We start from the raw sequence: 16323 nt of genomic DNA, 5'->3' as shown, positions 1-16323 counted from the left end.
GTTCGGAATGTAAGAATAGGTTTTAGAATATCACAAAAATGGTTTTAGTTATCTTTCATTCTTAAATATGATTAGTTTTGGATATAATTTTTTAGCACTTCAATTATAATCGGGAAAAAAGTCAATGAGCTACGACGCTATTATCATAGGTTCCGGTCCCAACGGTTTGGCCGCAGGAATTCATCTTGCACAGAAAGGACTTTCGGTTAAAATTTTTGAAAAATCTGATACCATTGGAGGCGGCACACGTACTCAAGAGCTGATCCAACCCGGCTTCTATAACGATGTGTGTTCAGCTATCCATCCGTTGGCTAAGGCTTCACCATTCTTAAAAAGTCTTCCACTCGAAGAGTACGGACTCGAATGGATTCAACCTGAGGTGCCAGTGGCCCACCCTTTAGATAACCAGCCTGCCGGAGCCCTGTTTCGTTCACTGGATAAAACGATAGATCACCTTGGCCAAGATGGCAAAACCTATCAAAAGTGGATTACTCCTTTTATTGATTCCTGGGATGAACTCCTCACTGACATTTTAGCCCCCTTTTCACCCATTCCCAATAATCCCATATTGATGGCTCGTTTCGGCTTAAAAGCCTTACGATCTGCTAATGGGTTTGCAAAACGATATCAAACAAAAAAAGCACGGGCCGTTTTTGCTGGCATCGCTGCTCATGGCATTATGCCATTTGATGATATTGCTACGGCTGCTATTGGGTTGGTGCTGGGCACAGCTGCCCACACCGTTGGTTGGCCATATCCTAAAGGCGGATCACAAGCCATTACCAATGCAATGGCTCAACATTTTCAATCGCTGGGCGGAGAAATCGAAACCGGCGTTGAAATAACTTCTGTTGATGAACTGCCTGAATCCCAAACCATTCTTTTTAATAATACGCCCAAGCAAATTTTGGATATTGCTGGCAAACATCTTCCGCAATCCTACGCCCAAAAATTGCAACGTTATAAATATGGGCAAGGCGTTTTTAAATTGGATTTTGCTCTCAGTGATCCCATTCCCTGGAAAGATGAACTCTGCCGAAAAGCAGGTACTGTACATGTAGGTGGTACGCTCGCAGAAATTGCCATATCAGAGAAACAATCAGCCAATGGGAAACATCCCGAAAAACCATATGTCTTAGTTGCACAACAAAGTTTGGGAGATAACAGCCGAGCACCTTCGGACAATCACACCGGATGGGCATACTGTCACGTACCCAATGGATCAACCAAAAATATGACCAAGCCTATTATTCAACAGATAGAGCGTTTTGCCCCGGGATTTCGAGATTGTATTATCGATATGCATTCTATGAATACGAAAGCGATGCAGTCCTATAATCCCAATTATATAGGTGGTGACATCAATGGTGGGCGTGCAGATATTACGCAATTATTTACGCGTCCGACCGGACTTTTTGATCCGTATTACATCCCCAAAACCAATATGTATATCGCTTCCTCATCCACTCCCCCAGGTGGCGGAGTCCACGGCATGTGCGGTTATCACGCGGCAGAATCGGTATTGAGACGGATATAACAGATGACAGTAGGCCGTACGCAGTTATTAGTCAGTGGCCTTTTAATTATTTTCAAATCTTTAAATTCTTCTCTCAGCATAAAAATTTAACATACAAAACTGCTACCTACTCCTTAGACCTCTATATATCCTTCTTCGGCCTCCCCTTTCCGTAATTTATTCGCCCATTGATGCGCCAATCGGGTAGTTTTAGGAAGCTTGTATTTCGTCAATGATTGCATCACAATTTCGTAGGTATCTCCAAAAGAACACATATGTCCCGGCGATACATAAATTGGATTTACATTTGTCCGGCTCCGCAATGCTATTCCAATTTTATCATTGCCATCCAAAATATTGGCTTTATCTCCCTTCTCAACTCCTATATCACTATGCGTGCCAGTCAATATATTCTTTGCACAGCCTATGGTTGGATGATCAATCTCAATGCCAAAATGAGTAGCAATGCCCATCCGGCGGGGATGTGCGATACCGTGTCCATCTAAGATCAATACATCCGGTTTAAGCCGAAGTTGACTCCACGCCTTCAAAAGTACCGGTATCTCTCGAAACGCTAACAATCCCGGGATATATGGAAAGGTAGTTTCATCAGAAATTAATGACAGAGCCACTGGTTGTAGCGTGGATAACTCCAATATAACGATAGCAGCATGCATCACATCTGAATTGCGATTAAAGGAAATATCCGCACCGGCTATGTATTTCGGCGGCTCCGCCAGCGGCTCTAATACTATTTGCTGACGTAACTCTTTTTGCAGGCGCTTCGCCTCTGCAGGATCAATAGTTTTATAATGCTCTAAACGGTTCATAAACTAAATTCCATAATAAATATTTTCTATTACTTAGCCTCAGGATCAATGCTAAACAAGTTGGATTGAGACACAAAAAATACTTTAATACCAATTAAAAACAGTTATCGCCTCAGATAGAATAAGACTATCAAAATTTTGCTTCGTGTAAAAATATAACTGCCGTAAAATAGCGTGTAGTCTTTGGCTTTTTTAGTTCATCTTTTCGTCATTGAAAAATGAACAGTATTATAAGCACATAATAAAATTTAGATACTAACTCAGGAAATTAGCAGACCCAATGGATAACAATGAATTCCGCGAAAATGCCCACCAACTCGTCGACTGGATGGCTGACTATTTCGAAGAAGTCGAGAACTATCCTGTAAAGCCAGATGTAGATCCAGGTAATATCTTAGAACAACTTCCCGGGGAGGCTCCCCAAGAAGCCGAATCTTTCGAAAAGCAGTTTAATGATTTTCAAAACATCATCATGCCCGGCATGACCCACTGGCAGAGTCCCAATTTTATGGGCTATTTTCCCGCCAATACCAGTTTTCCATCAGTACTGGCCGAAATGCTGACTGCTACCCTTGGTGCTCAGTGCATGAGTTGGCTAACCTCCCCCGCCGCCACCGAGCTTGAAGAACAAGTAATGGAGTGGCTTCGGAAAGCCATCGGGCTACCAAAAGTATTTACAGGAGCCATTCAAAGTACGGCCTCAACCTCCACCCTTTGCGCCTTACTAATGGCCCGCGAAAAGATTACTGACTTTACAGTCAACGAATCAGGATTTCCAAAAGGTGAGACATTTAGGATTTATTGTTCATCAGAAACACACTCATCCATCGAAAAGGATGTGAAAATTGCAGGATTTGGGCGTCAAAACCTCCGCAAGATTCAAGTGGATGAAAACTACGCGATGAAGCCGGATGCACTGGAAAAGGCAATCCGCAAAGATTTAGAAAATGGGTTTACCCCCACAGCCGTGGTTGCTACCATTGGCACAACTGGCTCGACCGCCATTGATCCACTAAAAGAAATCGGCGAAATTTGTTCAAGATATGATATTTTTCTCCACGTGGATGCCGCCTATGCCGGTACGGCCCTGCTGCTTCCCAAAAAGCGGTGGATGAATGAAGGAATTGAGTTGGCTGACTCATTCGTTTTTAATCCCCATAAGTGGATGTTTACCAACTTTGATTGCTCGGCGTTTTATGTACAGGATGAGGCACTGCTCGTCCGCACGTTTGAGATTATGCCGGAATATTTGAAGACCCCTGAAGATCAGCGCGTCAAAAACTATCGCGACTGGGGGATTCCACTGGGACGTCGATTCCGAGCACTCAAGCTATGGTTTGTACTGCGAAGTTTTGGTATTGAGGGATTACAAAATAAAATTCGTCAACATATTTCGCTGGCTCAGAATCTCAAAGACCAAATCGAGCAGCACCAACATTTTGAACTATTAGCTCCCGTTCCACTTAACGCAATTTGCTTCCGTTTTCATCCGAATTACATTGATGATGAGGAAAAATTAAACGAACTAAATGAAAAACTGCTTAACCAAATTCAGGACAGCGGGAAGCTGTTTTTAACCCATACAAAGCTTAATGGCAAATATACGATTCGCATCGTACTGGGTAACACAAACTTAGAAGAACGTCATGTGGATGAGGCGTGGAAACTGATACAAAATTTAGCTCAATCCTTAATTGCGTAATTAATTATAGCGCAAAGTTACACGAAAGAGACTCAAAGAATCACAAAGTTATACTTTGAATATTAATTCCATTATTAATACCAACAGCATGTCATGCTGAACTTGTTTCAGCATCTGGTATTGACTAAAAATAAATAATGTGACGATCCTGAAATATATGCAGGATGACACAGAGTATTATCATTTTGTGTAAATCCTGATCCCTCACGGTAATGTTGTGTGATAACCTCAATTTGTATCTAAACGATTTACTGCAAATATTACATCAAAATTTTAGTATCTAATCTTATAACTGTTCAGCTATGGAATTATCTAATATCAAGGCATTGGTAACGGGTGGAAGCTCGGGCATTGGAAAGGCAACGGCAAAAGCCATTATCGAAGCGGGTGGAGAAGCGGTTATTGCAGCTCGTGGAATGGATAAGTTAAAAGCTACAGCCAAAGAAATCGGGGCGATTCCTGTACAATGTGATGTTCGCGAAGAAGATCAAGTTATTAATATGGTTGAGTCGACAATCGATGAGCTTGATGGCTTCAATGTACTCATCAATAATGCGGGCTATGGGCAATTTTCAAAGCTAACCGACTTATCCGAAAAAGCCTTAAAAAGTGTACTACAGGTGAATACGGTTGGTGCTATGATGGTGGGCCGCGAATGTGCCAAACACTTTGCAGATCAAGATTATGGAAATATTATTAATGTCTCCTCTTCTGCAGGCAAGCGTGGGTTCGAAGGCGGAACAGCTTACTGTGCCAGCAAGTTTGCACTCAGCGGTATGACTGAGTGTTGGAGAGCCGAATTACGTCCCCACAACATTCGCGTGATGCAAATCAATCCGAGTGAGGTACAGACAGAATTCTTTGACAAAGCAGGGCGCGGTGGACGTGATTTCAACCCCACAAAATTGATTGCTGATGATATTGCCAAGGCAATTTGTAACATGCTGTCGCTACATGACCGCGGTTTTATTACTGAAACCAGCGTGTGGGCAACGAATCCACAATAATATTTATAACGGGGATGCATAACAGCATCCCCTAACTTTATCCCCTTATGCAGACAATAAAACATCGGCTTGTCTTAGGAGTTATATTGGTATTTTCGGTATGGTTCAGCTTTTACCTCATCCAACCGCCGGAGCCCAAACCTGAATCGAATCCTGAGACTGAATTTTCAGCCGAACGCGCTTTTGAACATATAAAAGCACTGGCACAGACTCCTCATCCACTGGGTACTGCAGCTAATGACAGTTCCCGAAGCTATATTATGGATAAACTTCGTCAACTGGGCGTAGAACCAACAGTACAATCCGGTATCGGCATTGGTTCCAGTTTTGATCGCGGACTGGTGGGTAACACGAATAACATCATTGCCAAAATGGAAGGCTCTGACCCACAGAGGACAATTCTGCTGATGGCCCATTACGATTCCAAACCCAACACCTATGGGGCCGGTGATGATGCCTCGGGCATAGCTACTATCTTGGAATCCTTGCGAGCTCTGAAATCCCAAAAACAGCCCCTGCAAAATGATGTATGGATTCTTTTAACCGATGGTGAGGAGCGTGGTTTGTTGGGTGCTGAACTTTTTGCGGATGAATACGAACAGCTACAGGAAATCGACTTGGTTCTCAACTTTGAGTCACGTGGTTCCAGCGGTCCATCGATGATGTTCGAAACCAGTGAAAACAACGGTCACCTTATCCCCCATTTTGCCCAAGCCACGCCCTATCCCGTAGCTAATTCCCTCATGTATACTGTGTACAAGATCTTGCCGAACGATACCGATATGTCGGTAACTAAGCGAGCAGGACTTAACGGACTTAATTTCGCTTTTACCAAAGACTTTCTTCATTACCACACCATGCTCGATACCCCCGAGAACCTCTCACTGGCTTCTATGCAACACCACGGTTCTAATCTCTTGGGGAATGTCCGCTATTTTGGAAACACCGATTTCCAACAACAAAGCAACACTGAGTTTGTCTATTTCAACAACCTCACCGGCGGACTGCTTTACTATCCTTCGGGGTGGTCTTTACCGTTGGCCGTCATTACAGCCCTGCTGTTTATTGCTTACCTTATCTTTCTTTTTCGTACTGAGAGAATCACTGTTGGAACATATTTGGGGAGCCTGATTCTATTCCTGATAACGATTACAATCAGTGGCCTCTTCACCTTTTACGGCTGGCAGGTAATCAAAGCGCTACATCCCAGTTACGAATGGATTATCCAGGGCGAAGTCTATAATCACACCTGGTACTTCTGGGCATTTTCGCTTTTGGTCAGCGCTATTTTTGTCGGGATTTATAGCTGGATTCAAACTAAACTCACCATTCAACCACTCATTAGCGGCCCGTTTACCATCTGGATCCTCCTCTCCCTCATCACAGCCTGGTACCTGCCCACAGCTTCCTACATTTTTACATGGCCGGTGCTGATGGCACTTGTCGGATGGATAATTTTGGGGGATGATCTGACGACCTTTTCTTGGAAATCCAGCCTTATTTTAGCCGTCGCATTCTTCTGGGGATTATTTATCATTTCGCCCTACATCAGGCTGGTACAAATTATGCTTACTACTGAAATGCTCTTCATTAGTATGATTTTATTGGGACTGCTTATCGGATTAACATGGCCGCTTATTACTCAAATCATCAAAAACCATGAATTCAAATGGAGCGGTGGACTTACCGCTATAGCCCTTACCTGTTTCGTTGCTGCTTCTTTCACCTCTGGCTTTGACAATTCCCATAAAAAACAAAACAGCGTTAATTTTGTTCAGAATCTGGATTCAGAAACAGCCTATTGGGTGAGTCGCGATCCCCATGTCGATGAATGGACACAGCAATTTTTATCAGATAATTATCAAACCGGAACCCTCCCAGGTATCTCGTTACCATTTGGTGATGAGGTTCTTTATCAAAAAACAGCTACTGCAAATATTCCCCGGCCTGAGTTTGAAATCATTAGTGACAGCAGTTTTAATTCTCAACGACATTTGACTCTACGGATGAATGCGGGGCAAGGTATTGCTATGAAGATGGATTGGAGAAATACTTCGACATCACAAATTAAAATTGAAGGAAAGGCCATTTTTGATGCCAAAGAAATGGGACAATATCTCTACTATTTCACTGATTTTTCCGAGCCGGTAGAGCTAAGCATCAGGTATCTCAAAACTCAGAGAGCCCCTTCGTTGCAATTTACTTTTGTCGATTCTAATCTTCCCACAGAATCCATTGAAAACTATCAGGCGCGACCGAATCACATTATTCCTGCCCCCTATTCAGTATTCAGTTCGGATGCTACGATTTGGCAAACCAATGTTGAGCTTGAAGAAATTCTTTCAGAGAATTAGCATATCCCCTTATCTCATCCAACATCCGTTTGCGTTATTAATTCTTTCTTAAATTTCCATCCGATCACAAACCCAGGGATCAGATGGAAAAACCTCATCAATCCTGCTCTGGATAGCATTCTTCACACGGGCACATATCACGCAGCGTTTCCCACTGGTACATGCCGTTGTTATGGCCGTCATTCCAGAAAATTTTAATAGCATGATTGCCAATCTGTTTGATATCCTCAATCTCAAAATGCTGGGTTGGCTCTACAAAAAAAAGTGAGCGGTCAAAAGTATTCATATTTCCATGTCCGCCCCGACACATTACACAGGGACAGTTTTTTCGCAATCCAAAAAGAGCGTACTCTGAATGGTGTCCGTCAGACCAGTCTATTTCCAGAATCTGGTCGCTGTTAGAAACTTCAATTCCAGTAGGTATAATATCGCTTTGCATAGTCTTCTTTTATTATATTATGTCGAAAGGTAAGGCGTTCCTCTCATGGATTCCAACACTTTAATCATTTAAAATAAATACGGGAATGTATCTCATAATCACATTTTTAGGACTTTCATTTTTGCTTTCCTTTTGGATGGGATACCGTCGTATGCTACGGCTGCAACATTTAAATCAACATCGGGTAGTAAATGGATTTTTGGGGATTATGATAATCCTCACCCTGCTTTCTGCCGGACAGTGGATGGATATTATCTCCCAGGATATTGCCGCTCATTTCACCATGTTTTTGTATTCTCTGGTTGCAGGATTCTTTTTGGGATTTGCTTTTAAGATGGTATTCCTTAAACAGAAAGTGGGTGAAATTGAATACGTCTTTCGCTCGTTTTGGACCGATGCCGCTCCCAATATTATTGCGATACTGATTATTGTTTTTGGAATCTACCGTACCGGAATTCTACATTTAGGTCCTTACACAGGCATTGGCATTACCTCGGGATTATCACTACTGGGCTTCGGATTCTGGGGACTTACGGTGAAGATTGTCCCGGAATTTCGAGACGACGGCATTTTAATTTTAGATCAGTGCGTTTACTGGAAAAAAGTGGTAGCCTATCGCTGGAAATCAGAACATGTGTTACTGATAGAGTATTATACCCAAAATGATAAACTCACTGACTTTACAACCTATATTCCACCGGAAGATGAATTAGTGATAGAGCGCTTACTGGCTAAAAAACTAAAAGAGTATCATCAAGATCGTAAAGAGACGATGACCAAATCAGAAGACGAACTTTAGCCCGCTAACCTTTCGTGCTGTACCATAAGACATTCATTTTCTACATATTTAAACCCCGCCTCTTCAGCCAATGACTTAGCCTCATCGGTAGAAACGTCTAACTGGGTCCATATCACAGGCTTTTGTCCCGTTTTTTCCGACCAAGAAATAATATCCCGAACCATATCGGCGGTATAGTCCGAATTGCGAAATATATCTACCACATCTATGGTTATATCCTTGGGAACTTCATCTAAACTCGCGCGACATTTAACCCCCAACACTTCCTCGTAATTGGGATTAATTGGAAGAATACGAATACCATTTTCTTTTAAATAATTTGCAATATGATAGCTTGTCCGAAATTTATTCGCCGAACTCCCAATTATTGCCACCGTCTTTAAATTGTCAAGTATATCCTTCATTGCGTTACTTATATTAAGCCTTTGAAATTAATGAACAAATATAATCATTAGAGTCTGAAACATTGATCATAATAATATATTTTGCGCTTCATTTTTTAAGAACAATTCCGGGATGATATCAAACACGAAACAATTTTTGAACAAGCACAAAAAATATCTACCCGTACTGTTCTTTATCGGGGGATTTATCTGGGACAGCCTCACCCTGGGACGTATCGACGGTTGGTACAGCAATACCATTTTATTTACGTACCTGATTAGTTTAACGGCTTGCCTTTACATTTATAATCTTGCCGACGATGACCATTGGAAAAACACTTTTTTAGAACCTTATCAACAATATGCACCATTGGCGGTTCAGTTTTTCCTGGGAGGCCTTTCCAGCGCCTACGTTATCTTCTTTTTCCAAAGTGTCACCTTTACCCGCACCATGGTATTCTTTGTAATTCTGGTGATCCTCCTGTTATCAAACGAGCTGCTGCGCGATCGTATATCCAACAAATATCTGCAGTTTGGAGCCTATTTTTTTGTCACCTTTACCTTTTTCACCTTCTTTACCCCCATCATTTTTGGAATAATGAATACCTTTTTATTCATCATTTCAGGTTTAATCAGCTTCTTCTTTTCCCTGATATTTATCAGTTATATCTATCATAAAAGTCCCTCTACCCGGAATGATATTTCCTGGTTCAAAATGGCCACCATCATTTTTACCATATATGCTGGCATCAATATTTTTTATTACTTCAATTTAATTCCGCCCGTACCACTGTCGATGCAAAACGGAATTGTGGCCTATAACGTAGATAAACAGGAGGATAAGTTTAGCGTTTCTTACGAACAAACCTCCTCGCTAAAATTGTGGGAATCGTATGACAAAACATTCAATTATACTCCACGGGATACTGTATTTATCTACACTTCCGTTTTTGCCCCTACCGATTTATCTAAAAATGTGAATCACCAGTGGCAAAATTATCGTCCCAAATCCCAACAGTGGCATACTACCGATACAATCACATATGAAGTGGTTGGAGGCCGTAGAGGTGGTTTTAGGGGATATACATACAAAGAAAATATATGGGATGGAAAATGGAGAGTTAACGTTACTACAGAAGAAGGATTAGTTTTAGGGCGCATTGACTTTACCGTCACAAGCGATTCTACCTTCGATAAATCCCAATTATCGACCGTAGTATTTCAATAATTTTGCCGGTCTTAATTTTCCCTAAAAACCCTTATATTTAGAGACATTCACGACAATTGGAAACAAACCAAAAGTATTTTGTCAAAAGTTAAAGACGGTGACACCGTAAAAGTGCACTACACAGGAACGTTAACAGAAGAAGGAACTGAATTTGATAGTTCCGAAGGCCGAGAACCTCTTGAGTTTACACTGGGAGAAGGACAATTGATTCCCGGTTTTGAACAAGCGGTTATTGGCATGGAAGAAGGCGACGAAACCACCGTGGATATTGAGTCTGGTGATGCGTACGGCCAACGCCGTGAAGATCTCGAGCTGGAAGTTTCAAAGTCTGACCTGCCCGAAAATATCGACCCGCAGGTAGGCATGCAGCTACAGATGCAACAGCAAGAAAATGGCCAAGCCATTCCAGTTCAAATTACCGCTGTTGAAGATGAATTCGTTAAGCTCGATGCTAACCATCCGTTAGCTGGTAAAGACTTAACGTTCGATATTGAGCTTATTGAAATTGTTGAATAATTATTTCAACGCTCACTACTGATTTAAGGCCTGAATCTGATTCATTCGGATTCAGGCTTTTTTATTTCTTCCGAACAATTGTTACCCCATCCCGCACCGGCAACATTACTTGCTCTACCAAGTCGTCGTCCCTAATCATTCTACTAAGCTGATCTATAGCTTCCGCCTTATCTGTCTTGGGATCTAATACCTCCCCGCCCCATAACACATTATCAACAACGAGTATACCATCCTGCTCCAAACGTGGTAAAATAAGCTTGTAATAATTCGGGTAGTTAATCTTATCGGCATCTAAAAACACAAAATCGAAGGTACCTGGTATTTTAGGGATGGTTTCCAATGCCTTCCCCATCACGAGTGTAATTTTTGAACCATACTCACTGTTATTAAAGAATGTACGAGCAATATTTTCGTAACGCTCATTATATTCGCACGTAAACAAGGCTCCATCTTCAGGCAAAGCCTCTGCCATCGTCAGTGCCGAATACCCCGTAAAAGTCCCTATCTCCAAGACTCGTTTCGCCCCCGATATTTTGATCAATATCGACAGCAAACGCCCTACTACCCGGCCACTCAACATATCAATATGCTCCAGATCTTCATCCGAAGCAGCGACAAGTTCTTTAACCATTTTAGAATCATCTGTAGTATAATCTTCGGCATACGACTGCAACGCCTTACGATCCATAGAAATATTCTTTTTTATTACTGGAAACTCTTGTTAAGCCTAAAGATATTCAGGTCAGCAACACTCAACAAATATTTTCGCCGTGGATTTTATTCCCGCCAACGAATCGCCCATTTTTATTAAAGTCTTTCGACTGTACACCAAACTCCTTTTCAAACGGAGATTTAAAAAGGTATGGCTGAAACAGGAATATGAGCCATGCTCGCAATGCAAAACGGTGTATTTTCTGAACCATCACTCTTGGTGGGATGGATTAATTCCGCTAATGCTTAACGAATATCGTTTCCAACAACAGGCCCGAGCCCTCATGGAGGATAAACAGATGAAAACTTATTCTCTTTTTCAAAAAATTGGGGCTTTTTCTATTGATAGGGATAATCCTCGTAAAGCCATCAGCTCGTTACGTTATGCCGTAAAATCATTTGAACGTGACCATGCCAGCCTTTTCATCTATCCCGAGGGAACCATTACACCAGCCGGCAGTGCTATGAACTTTGAAGGAGGTTTGGCTTGGCTGCACGAAAAACTGGATAATGTAGATTTTGTGCCTATAGGAATTTACATGCATACCATTCGTCACGATAAACCAGAGCTTCATCTGCATGTGGGGCCGCCGGTTCGATTGAATGATGATTTGCCAAAAGATCAAAAAACAGCACAATTTGAAAATGTGCTAAATACGATGCTAAACGAACTCCGAAAAAAAGCCGGATTTGATGACCGAGAGTTTGAACAGTTTTTGTAATAAATCCTCAGTGTTTTATTCACTTCTTGTAAGATTAATCATCCAAATAATTGAATAGGTCTTCTTGTTAATACAGATTCCCGAGGGATCTAAATAAAAAATTCTACTTTCTATCTACCCTATATAACCAGACACCACAAAGGATCACTTGTTCGTACCAACTTCAAGGTTTTAGGAATCGGCCTTGGATTCTGAGCAGAGTGAAAGCGGGTGAAGGGGATAATTCTGTACTGGTTCTAATTTCAGAATTTACTTCCAGACGTGATGGACCATCAAAATTATCCCACCCGCAAAACGTCGTGTCGTCAGAATCCAAAGTCTTGACCTTTTTGTCCCTTTTGTGTCAAGACAAAAGAGACACTCCGTGTAACTATATTCAATTTTCATATCAAGAATTTTAAGCCCAATTTTGTTCGAGAGTACAACTCTGGAGTCTAAAATAAACGAATCACCACGTCCACCGATAAAGCTGCTTTGAACGCTGCACCCAGTGCGAACCTTCCGGCTTATACCAAATCCGCATATTCACAAACGGCCAAAATAATTTGGCATAAATACGATCAGGACAAATATATTCGCTAATCCCCTGTGCAACTTCTACCCTATGGTTCTCTGTTATTTTCAAAAATGCATCACTCTGGTAACGTTGATAAAAAGGGCCGTTATCGAGTAGCTGCGACTGCTGAATTTGAATCTCGATGCCACCAGATTTAAAACCCAGCTTATGAGCCGTATTTAGCCCAAACAACGACAACCCTTTATCAACCAGCGATATCTCGTTAAAATGTTCTATCACCTCAAAGGTTTCATTATCAAATAACCAAGCCCGGTGCTGCTGCTCGTCCCGGCGATTCATCACGTAGTATACCAAGGTAGTATCCCCAAAATGAAAACGTCCCCAGTACCAATCATCAAACTCATCACGCATGGGCTCTTGCCCAGTATTGTGATCGTGGTAACCGTTTCCAGTAAATGTCACGTTTCGCTGTTCTTCTTTGATTTGCAGATCTAAATCGACAGTAATTTCAGCCCAAGGTTGCACTAAATTCCAAGTATGCCCTATGTTGCTCTGATCAGATTCTTCCAGAAAATAATTCTTTTCATCACTTCTAAAAGTGAAGGTCCCCTGTAGCTGATCTCCATTCGGCAACTGCTCGTTCAGCTTAAGTTCATAACTTAATTCACCATCGGTTAACTGCCCTTCCATTTGGTGATCTCCAACCCTCACCAGCGGCTTTTCTTCGTCGAAATGACAATCTGACTTATCAAACTCAGTAAAACTGTAATAGATCGGTTCTCCGTGTTCATAAATCGAAATGCTTATAGCCGGATGGTCGACGGGAGAAGGATTTTTATCCGCCAAAAGCGCCCTGTTATACCGCGTAGAAAACGGATTTCCCTCATATAGAATAACCACAAAACTGAATCGATCATCCGAAGAAATACCATCGAAGTACCACCATTCATAACCACCGGAATAGTGCGAAGAGCTACGTACATCTTTCGAAAAATCGGATAGGATATTCATAAACGGCTAATTAAATAGTTTGAACGATCAGCTGCAAATAGATGTATCTGTTTGCCTGCAAATTGTTTGATGTTACTTCTTACACTACTACCTTTTAGTGATGACGATCTTACTCTACATAGCACTGGGCTATCTATTGGTTACGAGCGGAATTCTGTACCTCAACAGAAGGGATTTCCGACCTTTGTCACCTACCCCCCGCCATTATTTTGATGAACAAGCTCCGCACGTAACAATCTGTATTCCCGCCCGCAATGAAGCAAACTCGATTGAACGGTGCGTGCGTTCCGCCATTGATCAACAATATCCCAACTACCACATCTTGGTACTTGATGATGAATCCACCGACGGAACGTCAGAAATTTTAGATTCGCTGGAACATCAATACTCTGAACAGCTTACCGTGTACGAAGGAAATCCCAAGCCCGATAACTGGTTGGGAAAATCCTGGGCCTGTCACCAGCTTTCGGAGCACGCTTATGGCGACATCCTCATTTTTATTGATGCTGATACCTGGCTCGAACCCGAAGCAACATCAAAAGTAGTGCGCACGATGGGTAGTGACGTTGTCGACTTTATCACTCTGTGGCCGATACAAAAACTGGGATCATTCTGGGAAAAAACAGTTATCCCGCTGGTCTATTTTGCCTTGCTCACACTACTTCCAACCCGTTATGTGTACCGAGATCCAAAATGGTTGCCACATTTCTTGAAAGAGAAAATGAATCCTCTTTTTGCTGCTGCCAACGGACAGTTTATGGCTTTTAAAAAGAAAGCGTATAAAGCTATTGGCGGACATCAATCTGTAAAACAACAAGTGGTTGAAGATGTGGAGTTAGCAAAGAATATCAAAAAGGCCGGTTTTAGGATGAACATGTATCATGGTCGAAGAGCCGTTAGCTGCCGGATGTATGAGTCGGGCAATGAACTTCGGGAGGGATTTCGAAAAAACTTTTTTGCAGGATTCGGCCAGAATACCACGCTCTTTATTGGGATGGGTTTGCTGCATATTATCACCTTTATTTTGCCTATCGTAAGCCTCCCCTTTCTTCTGCTTTGGGGATCTGCGAAACTCTTGCTTTTGGCCTGTTCTGCTATTGTGTTAATGTATGGGCAACGTTTTGTGCTTGACCGCTGGTTTAGGTGGGAATCTCGATATGGACTTCTACATCCATTAGGCGTAGGATGGTTCCAGCTGCTTGGCCTGCAAGTACTTGGGGATTATTACAAGGGAGTATCAGCACAATGGAAAAACAGGGATCTTTAATCTTGCAATTAAAAGCCATCTAAGCTGAAAGTTGCTGTTTATTTTTATCTGTAAAGTATCCATATTGCTGACAGATGAAGAAAGCGATTGAAAAATATCTACGCTATTTAAAGGTCGAGCGCAATGCCTCGGAACACACCATTACTTCGTACAAAAATGACCTTACACAATTCCTAAACTTTTGCAGTGTCCAGTTTAATGTTGATGAAGACGAATTGGATATTGTCGGCATTGAAAGACTCACCATTCGTCTTTGGCTGGGAGAGTTGTCGGAACACGGCTTGGCCAAAAGTTCGATCGCAAGAAAAGTAGCCGCTGTACGTTCGTTTTTTAAGTACTGCTTTAAACGAGGCATTGTAGAACAAAATCCTGCTCACTTACTCATTGTACCCAAGAAAGATAAACCATTGCCTAAAACCGCCAATGCCGAAGATTTAAACCGGATGATGGAACTGGCCGAGGGAAATTCAGCTGATTCGACACAGAATAGAGCTATTTTAGAAACGTTATATGGCACCGGAATTCGACTGAGCGAACTGGTGAATTTAAATGAGGAAGACATCAATTTTACGCTCAACCAAATTAAGGTGCTCGGTAAGGGAGCCAAACAGCGAATCGTTCCCTTTGGCAAGCAAGCAGGAAAAGCACTAAAAAATCATCTTGAAACAAAACCAGAACTCTACGGCGAACGGACAGATGCAGATGCGCGAAAAGCTGTTTTTATTGCAGCCAGCGGTCAACGATTGTATCCGCGGGCGGTACAGCGCATTGTAAAAGACTTTTTGCAACGGGCCAGCGAGGTGACACAGAAAAGTCCACATGTTTTGCGACACAGTTTTGCTACCCACCTGTTGGATCAAGGTGCCGACATCAGAGTCATTAAAGAATTACTGGGCCATGCCAATTTAGCCGCTACTCAAGTTTACACGCATACTTCAGTTGAACGACTAAAAAACGTTTATGAAATAGCTCATCCAAGAGCTAAAAACTAAAGCTAATTTAGGAGGTAATACTTATGAAAACCACATTCACGGCAAGACACTTCGATGCAAATAAAGAACTCCATCAATACGCCGAAGATGCGGTGCAGAAATTAGACCAGTTTTATGACCGAATATTAACCTGTGATATTGTTTTACAACCCGTACCTGATGATGAAAATCCACAGCAAGCCGAATTGAATGTAAAAGTGCCTCAAAAACTTATTAATGCCAAAGAGCAAGCCTCCTCTTACGAGCAGGCTATCAATATGGTGATTGAAAACGTCACACGTCAGCTCAAAAAGTACAAAAGCAAAACGCTACACAAACGATAGTATATT

The 16323-nt window shown here is 42.0% G+C and carries 16 protein-coding genes; 11 read left to right on the top strand and 5 right to left on the bottom strand.

The window, feature by feature from the left end:
* Positions 1-124: 124 nt before the first annotated feature.
* Positions 125-1537, top strand: coding sequence for a phytoene desaturase family protein (locus tag AAFH98_RS09960; protein WP_342522557.1), 1413 nt, complete (start codon positions 125-127; stop codon positions 1535-1537).
* 113 nt (positions 1538-1650) lie between these two features.
* On the opposite strand, the gene nfi is transcribed toward AAFH98_RS09960, so the two are convergent.
* Entirely contained in the window at positions 1651-2346 is a 696-nt protein-coding gene (gene nfi, locus AAFH98_RS09955) for a deoxyribonuclease V (protein ID WP_342522556.1), read from the bottom strand.
* Between the two features lie 280 nt (positions 2347-2626).
* Between nfi and AAFH98_RS09950 the strand changes: the two genes are divergently transcribed.
* The 3 genes from AAFH98_RS09950 (at position 2627) to AAFH98_RS09940 (ending at position 7409) form a co-directional block, all read left to right on the top strand.
* Positions 2627-4048 (top strand): pyridoxal phosphate-dependent decarboxylase family protein, encoded by a 1422-nt coding sequence (locus tag AAFH98_RS09950; protein WP_342522555.1) that lies wholly within the window; start codon positions 2627-2629, stop codon positions 4046-4048.
* Positions 4049-4350: 302 nt separating this feature from the next.
* Positions 4351-5055 (top strand): SDR family oxidoreductase, encoded by a 705-nt coding sequence (locus AAFH98_RS09945; RefSeq protein ID WP_342522554.1) that lies wholly within the window; start codon positions 4351-4353, stop codon positions 5053-5055.
* A gap of 47 nt (positions 5056-5102) precedes the next feature.
* Positions 5103-7409, top strand: coding sequence for a M28 family peptidase (locus AAFH98_RS09940; RefSeq protein ID WP_342522553.1), 2307 nt, complete (start codon positions 5103-5105; stop codon positions 7407-7409).
* A gap of 97 nt (positions 7410-7506) precedes the next feature.
* On the opposite strand, the gene AAFH98_RS09935 is transcribed toward AAFH98_RS09940, so the two are convergent.
* The gene (locus AAFH98_RS09935; protein WP_342522552.1) at positions 7507-7848 is read right to left on the bottom strand and encodes a DUF971 domain-containing protein; all 342 of its coding nucleotides are present in this window, start codon (positions 7846-7848) and stop codon (positions 7507-7509) included.
* 85 nt (positions 7849-7933) lie between these two features.
* On the opposite strand from AAFH98_RS09935, the gene AAFH98_RS09930 reads away from it, so the two are divergent.
* Complete coding sequence (locus AAFH98_RS09930; RefSeq protein WP_342522551.1) at positions 7934-8647, top strand: hypothetical protein; 714 nt, start codon at positions 7934-7936, stop codon at positions 8645-8647.
* Here AAFH98_RS09930 and AAFH98_RS09925 read toward each other — a convergent pair.
* On the bottom strand, positions 8644-9051 hold the full coding sequence (locus tag AAFH98_RS09925) for a CoA-binding protein (protein WP_342522550.1): 408 nt from the start codon (positions 9049-9051) through the stop codon (positions 8644-8646). The genes AAFH98_RS09930 and AAFH98_RS09925 overlap by 4 nt on opposite strands.
* Positions 9052-9187: 136 nt before the next feature.
* On the opposite strand from AAFH98_RS09925, the gene AAFH98_RS09920 reads away from it, so the two are divergent.
* Positions 9188-10258 (top strand): DUF2914 domain-containing protein, encoded by a 1071-nt coding sequence (locus AAFH98_RS09920; protein ID WP_342522549.1) that lies wholly within the window; start codon positions 9188-9190, stop codon positions 10256-10258.
* Positions 10259-10336: 78 nt separating this feature from the next.
* Positions 10337-10774 (top strand): FKBP-type peptidyl-prolyl cis-trans isomerase, encoded by a 438-nt coding sequence (locus tag AAFH98_RS09915; protein ID WP_342522548.1) that lies wholly within the window; start codon positions 10337-10339, stop codon positions 10772-10774.
* A 61-nt stretch (positions 10775-10835) separates the two neighbouring features.
* On the opposite strand, the gene AAFH98_RS09910 is transcribed toward AAFH98_RS09915, so the two are convergent.
* Positions 10836-11462 (bottom strand): O-methyltransferase, encoded by a 627-nt coding sequence (locus AAFH98_RS09910; RefSeq protein WP_342522547.1) that lies wholly within the window; start codon positions 11460-11462, stop codon positions 10836-10838.
* A gap of 82 nt (positions 11463-11544) precedes the next feature.
* Here AAFH98_RS09910 and AAFH98_RS09905 point away from each other — a divergent pair, with 82 nt between their 5' ends.
* Positions 11545-12207, top strand: coding sequence for a lysophospholipid acyltransferase family protein (locus AAFH98_RS09905; RefSeq protein ID WP_342522546.1), 663 nt, complete (start codon positions 11545-11547; stop codon positions 12205-12207).
* 448 nt (positions 12208-12655) lie between these two features.
* On the opposite strand, the gene AAFH98_RS09900 is transcribed toward AAFH98_RS09905, so the two are convergent.
* Complete coding sequence (locus AAFH98_RS09900) at positions 12656-13735, bottom strand: hypothetical protein (RefSeq protein ID WP_342522545.1); 1080 nt, start codon at positions 13733-13735, stop codon at positions 12656-12658.
* Positions 13736-13919: 184 nt separating this feature from the next.
* Here AAFH98_RS09900 and AAFH98_RS09895 point away from each other — a divergent pair, with 184 nt between their 5' ends.
* From AAFH98_RS09895 to hpf, 3 genes are all read left to right on the top strand, one after another.
* The gene (locus AAFH98_RS09895; protein WP_342522544.1) at positions 13920-15002 is read left to right on the top strand and encodes a glycosyltransferase family 2 protein; all 1083 of its coding nucleotides are present in this window, start codon (positions 13920-13922) and stop codon (positions 15000-15002) included.
* Positions 15003-15076: 74 nt separating this feature from the next.
* Positions 15077-15994 (top strand): site-specific tyrosine recombinase/integron integrase, encoded by a 918-nt coding sequence (gene xerA / locus AAFH98_RS09890; RefSeq protein WP_342522543.1) that lies wholly within the window; start codon positions 15077-15079, stop codon positions 15992-15994.
* A gap of 23 nt (positions 15995-16017) precedes the next feature.
* The gene (gene hpf, locus AAFH98_RS09885; protein WP_342522542.1) at positions 16018-16317 is read left to right on the top strand and encodes a ribosome hibernation-promoting factor, HPF/YfiA family; all 300 of its coding nucleotides are present in this window, start codon (positions 16018-16020) and stop codon (positions 16315-16317) included.
* Positions 16318-16323 lie beyond the last annotated feature (6 nt).

This window comes from Fodinibius sp. Rm-B-1B1-1, assembly GCF_038594945.1.
Taxonomy (GTDB): domain Bacteria; phylum Bacteroidota; class Rhodothermia; order Balneolales; family Balneolaceae; genus Fodinibius; species Fodinibius alkaliphilus.
Note: the sequence above shows the minus strand (reverse complement) of the source record. Positions and strands in the feature narration are given on the sequence as shown.

Coding starts and splice junctions, on each gene's coding strand:
- AAFH98_RS09935 (WP_342522552.1), bottom strand. CDS start 7,848: ATGCAAAGCGATATTATACCTACTGGAATTGAAGTTTCTAACAGCGAC.
- hpf (WP_342522542.1), top strand. CDS start 16,018: ATGAAAACCACATTCACGGCAAGACACTTCGATGCAAATAAAGAACTC.
- AAFH98_RS09940 (WP_342522553.1), top strand. CDS start 5,103: ATGCAGACAATAAAACATCGGCTTGTCTTAGGAGTTATATTGGTATTT.
- AAFH98_RS09910 (WP_342522547.1), bottom strand. CDS start 11,462: ATGGATCGTAAGGCGTTGCAGTCGTATGCCGAAGATTATACTACAGAT.
- xerA (WP_342522543.1), top strand. CDS start 15,077: ATGAAGAAAGCGATTGAAAAATATCTACGCTATTTAAAGGTCGAGCGC.
- AAFH98_RS09950 (WP_342522555.1), top strand. CDS start 2,627: ATGGATAACAATGAATTCCGCGAAAATGCCCACCAACTCGTCGACTGG.
- AAFH98_RS09930 (WP_342522551.1), top strand. CDS start 7,934: ATGTATCTCATAATCACATTTTTAGGACTTTCATTTTTGCTTTCCTTT.
- AAFH98_RS09900 (WP_342522545.1), bottom strand. CDS start 13,735: ATGAATATCCTATCCGATTTTTCGAAAGATGTACGTAGCTCTTCGCAC.
- AAFH98_RS09925 (WP_342522550.1), bottom strand. CDS start 9,051: ATGAAGGATATACTTGACAATTTAAAGACGGTGGCAATAATTGGGAGT.
- nfi (WP_342522556.1), bottom strand. CDS start 2,346: ATGAACCGTTTAGAGCATTATAAAACTATTGATCCTGCAGAGGCGAAG.
- AAFH98_RS09960 (WP_342522557.1), top strand. CDS start 125: ATGAGCTACGACGCTATTATCATAGGTTCCGGTCCCAACGGTTTGGCC.
- AAFH98_RS09945 (WP_342522554.1), top strand. CDS start 4,351: ATGGAATTATCTAATATCAAGGCATTGGTAACGGGTGGAAGCTCGGGC.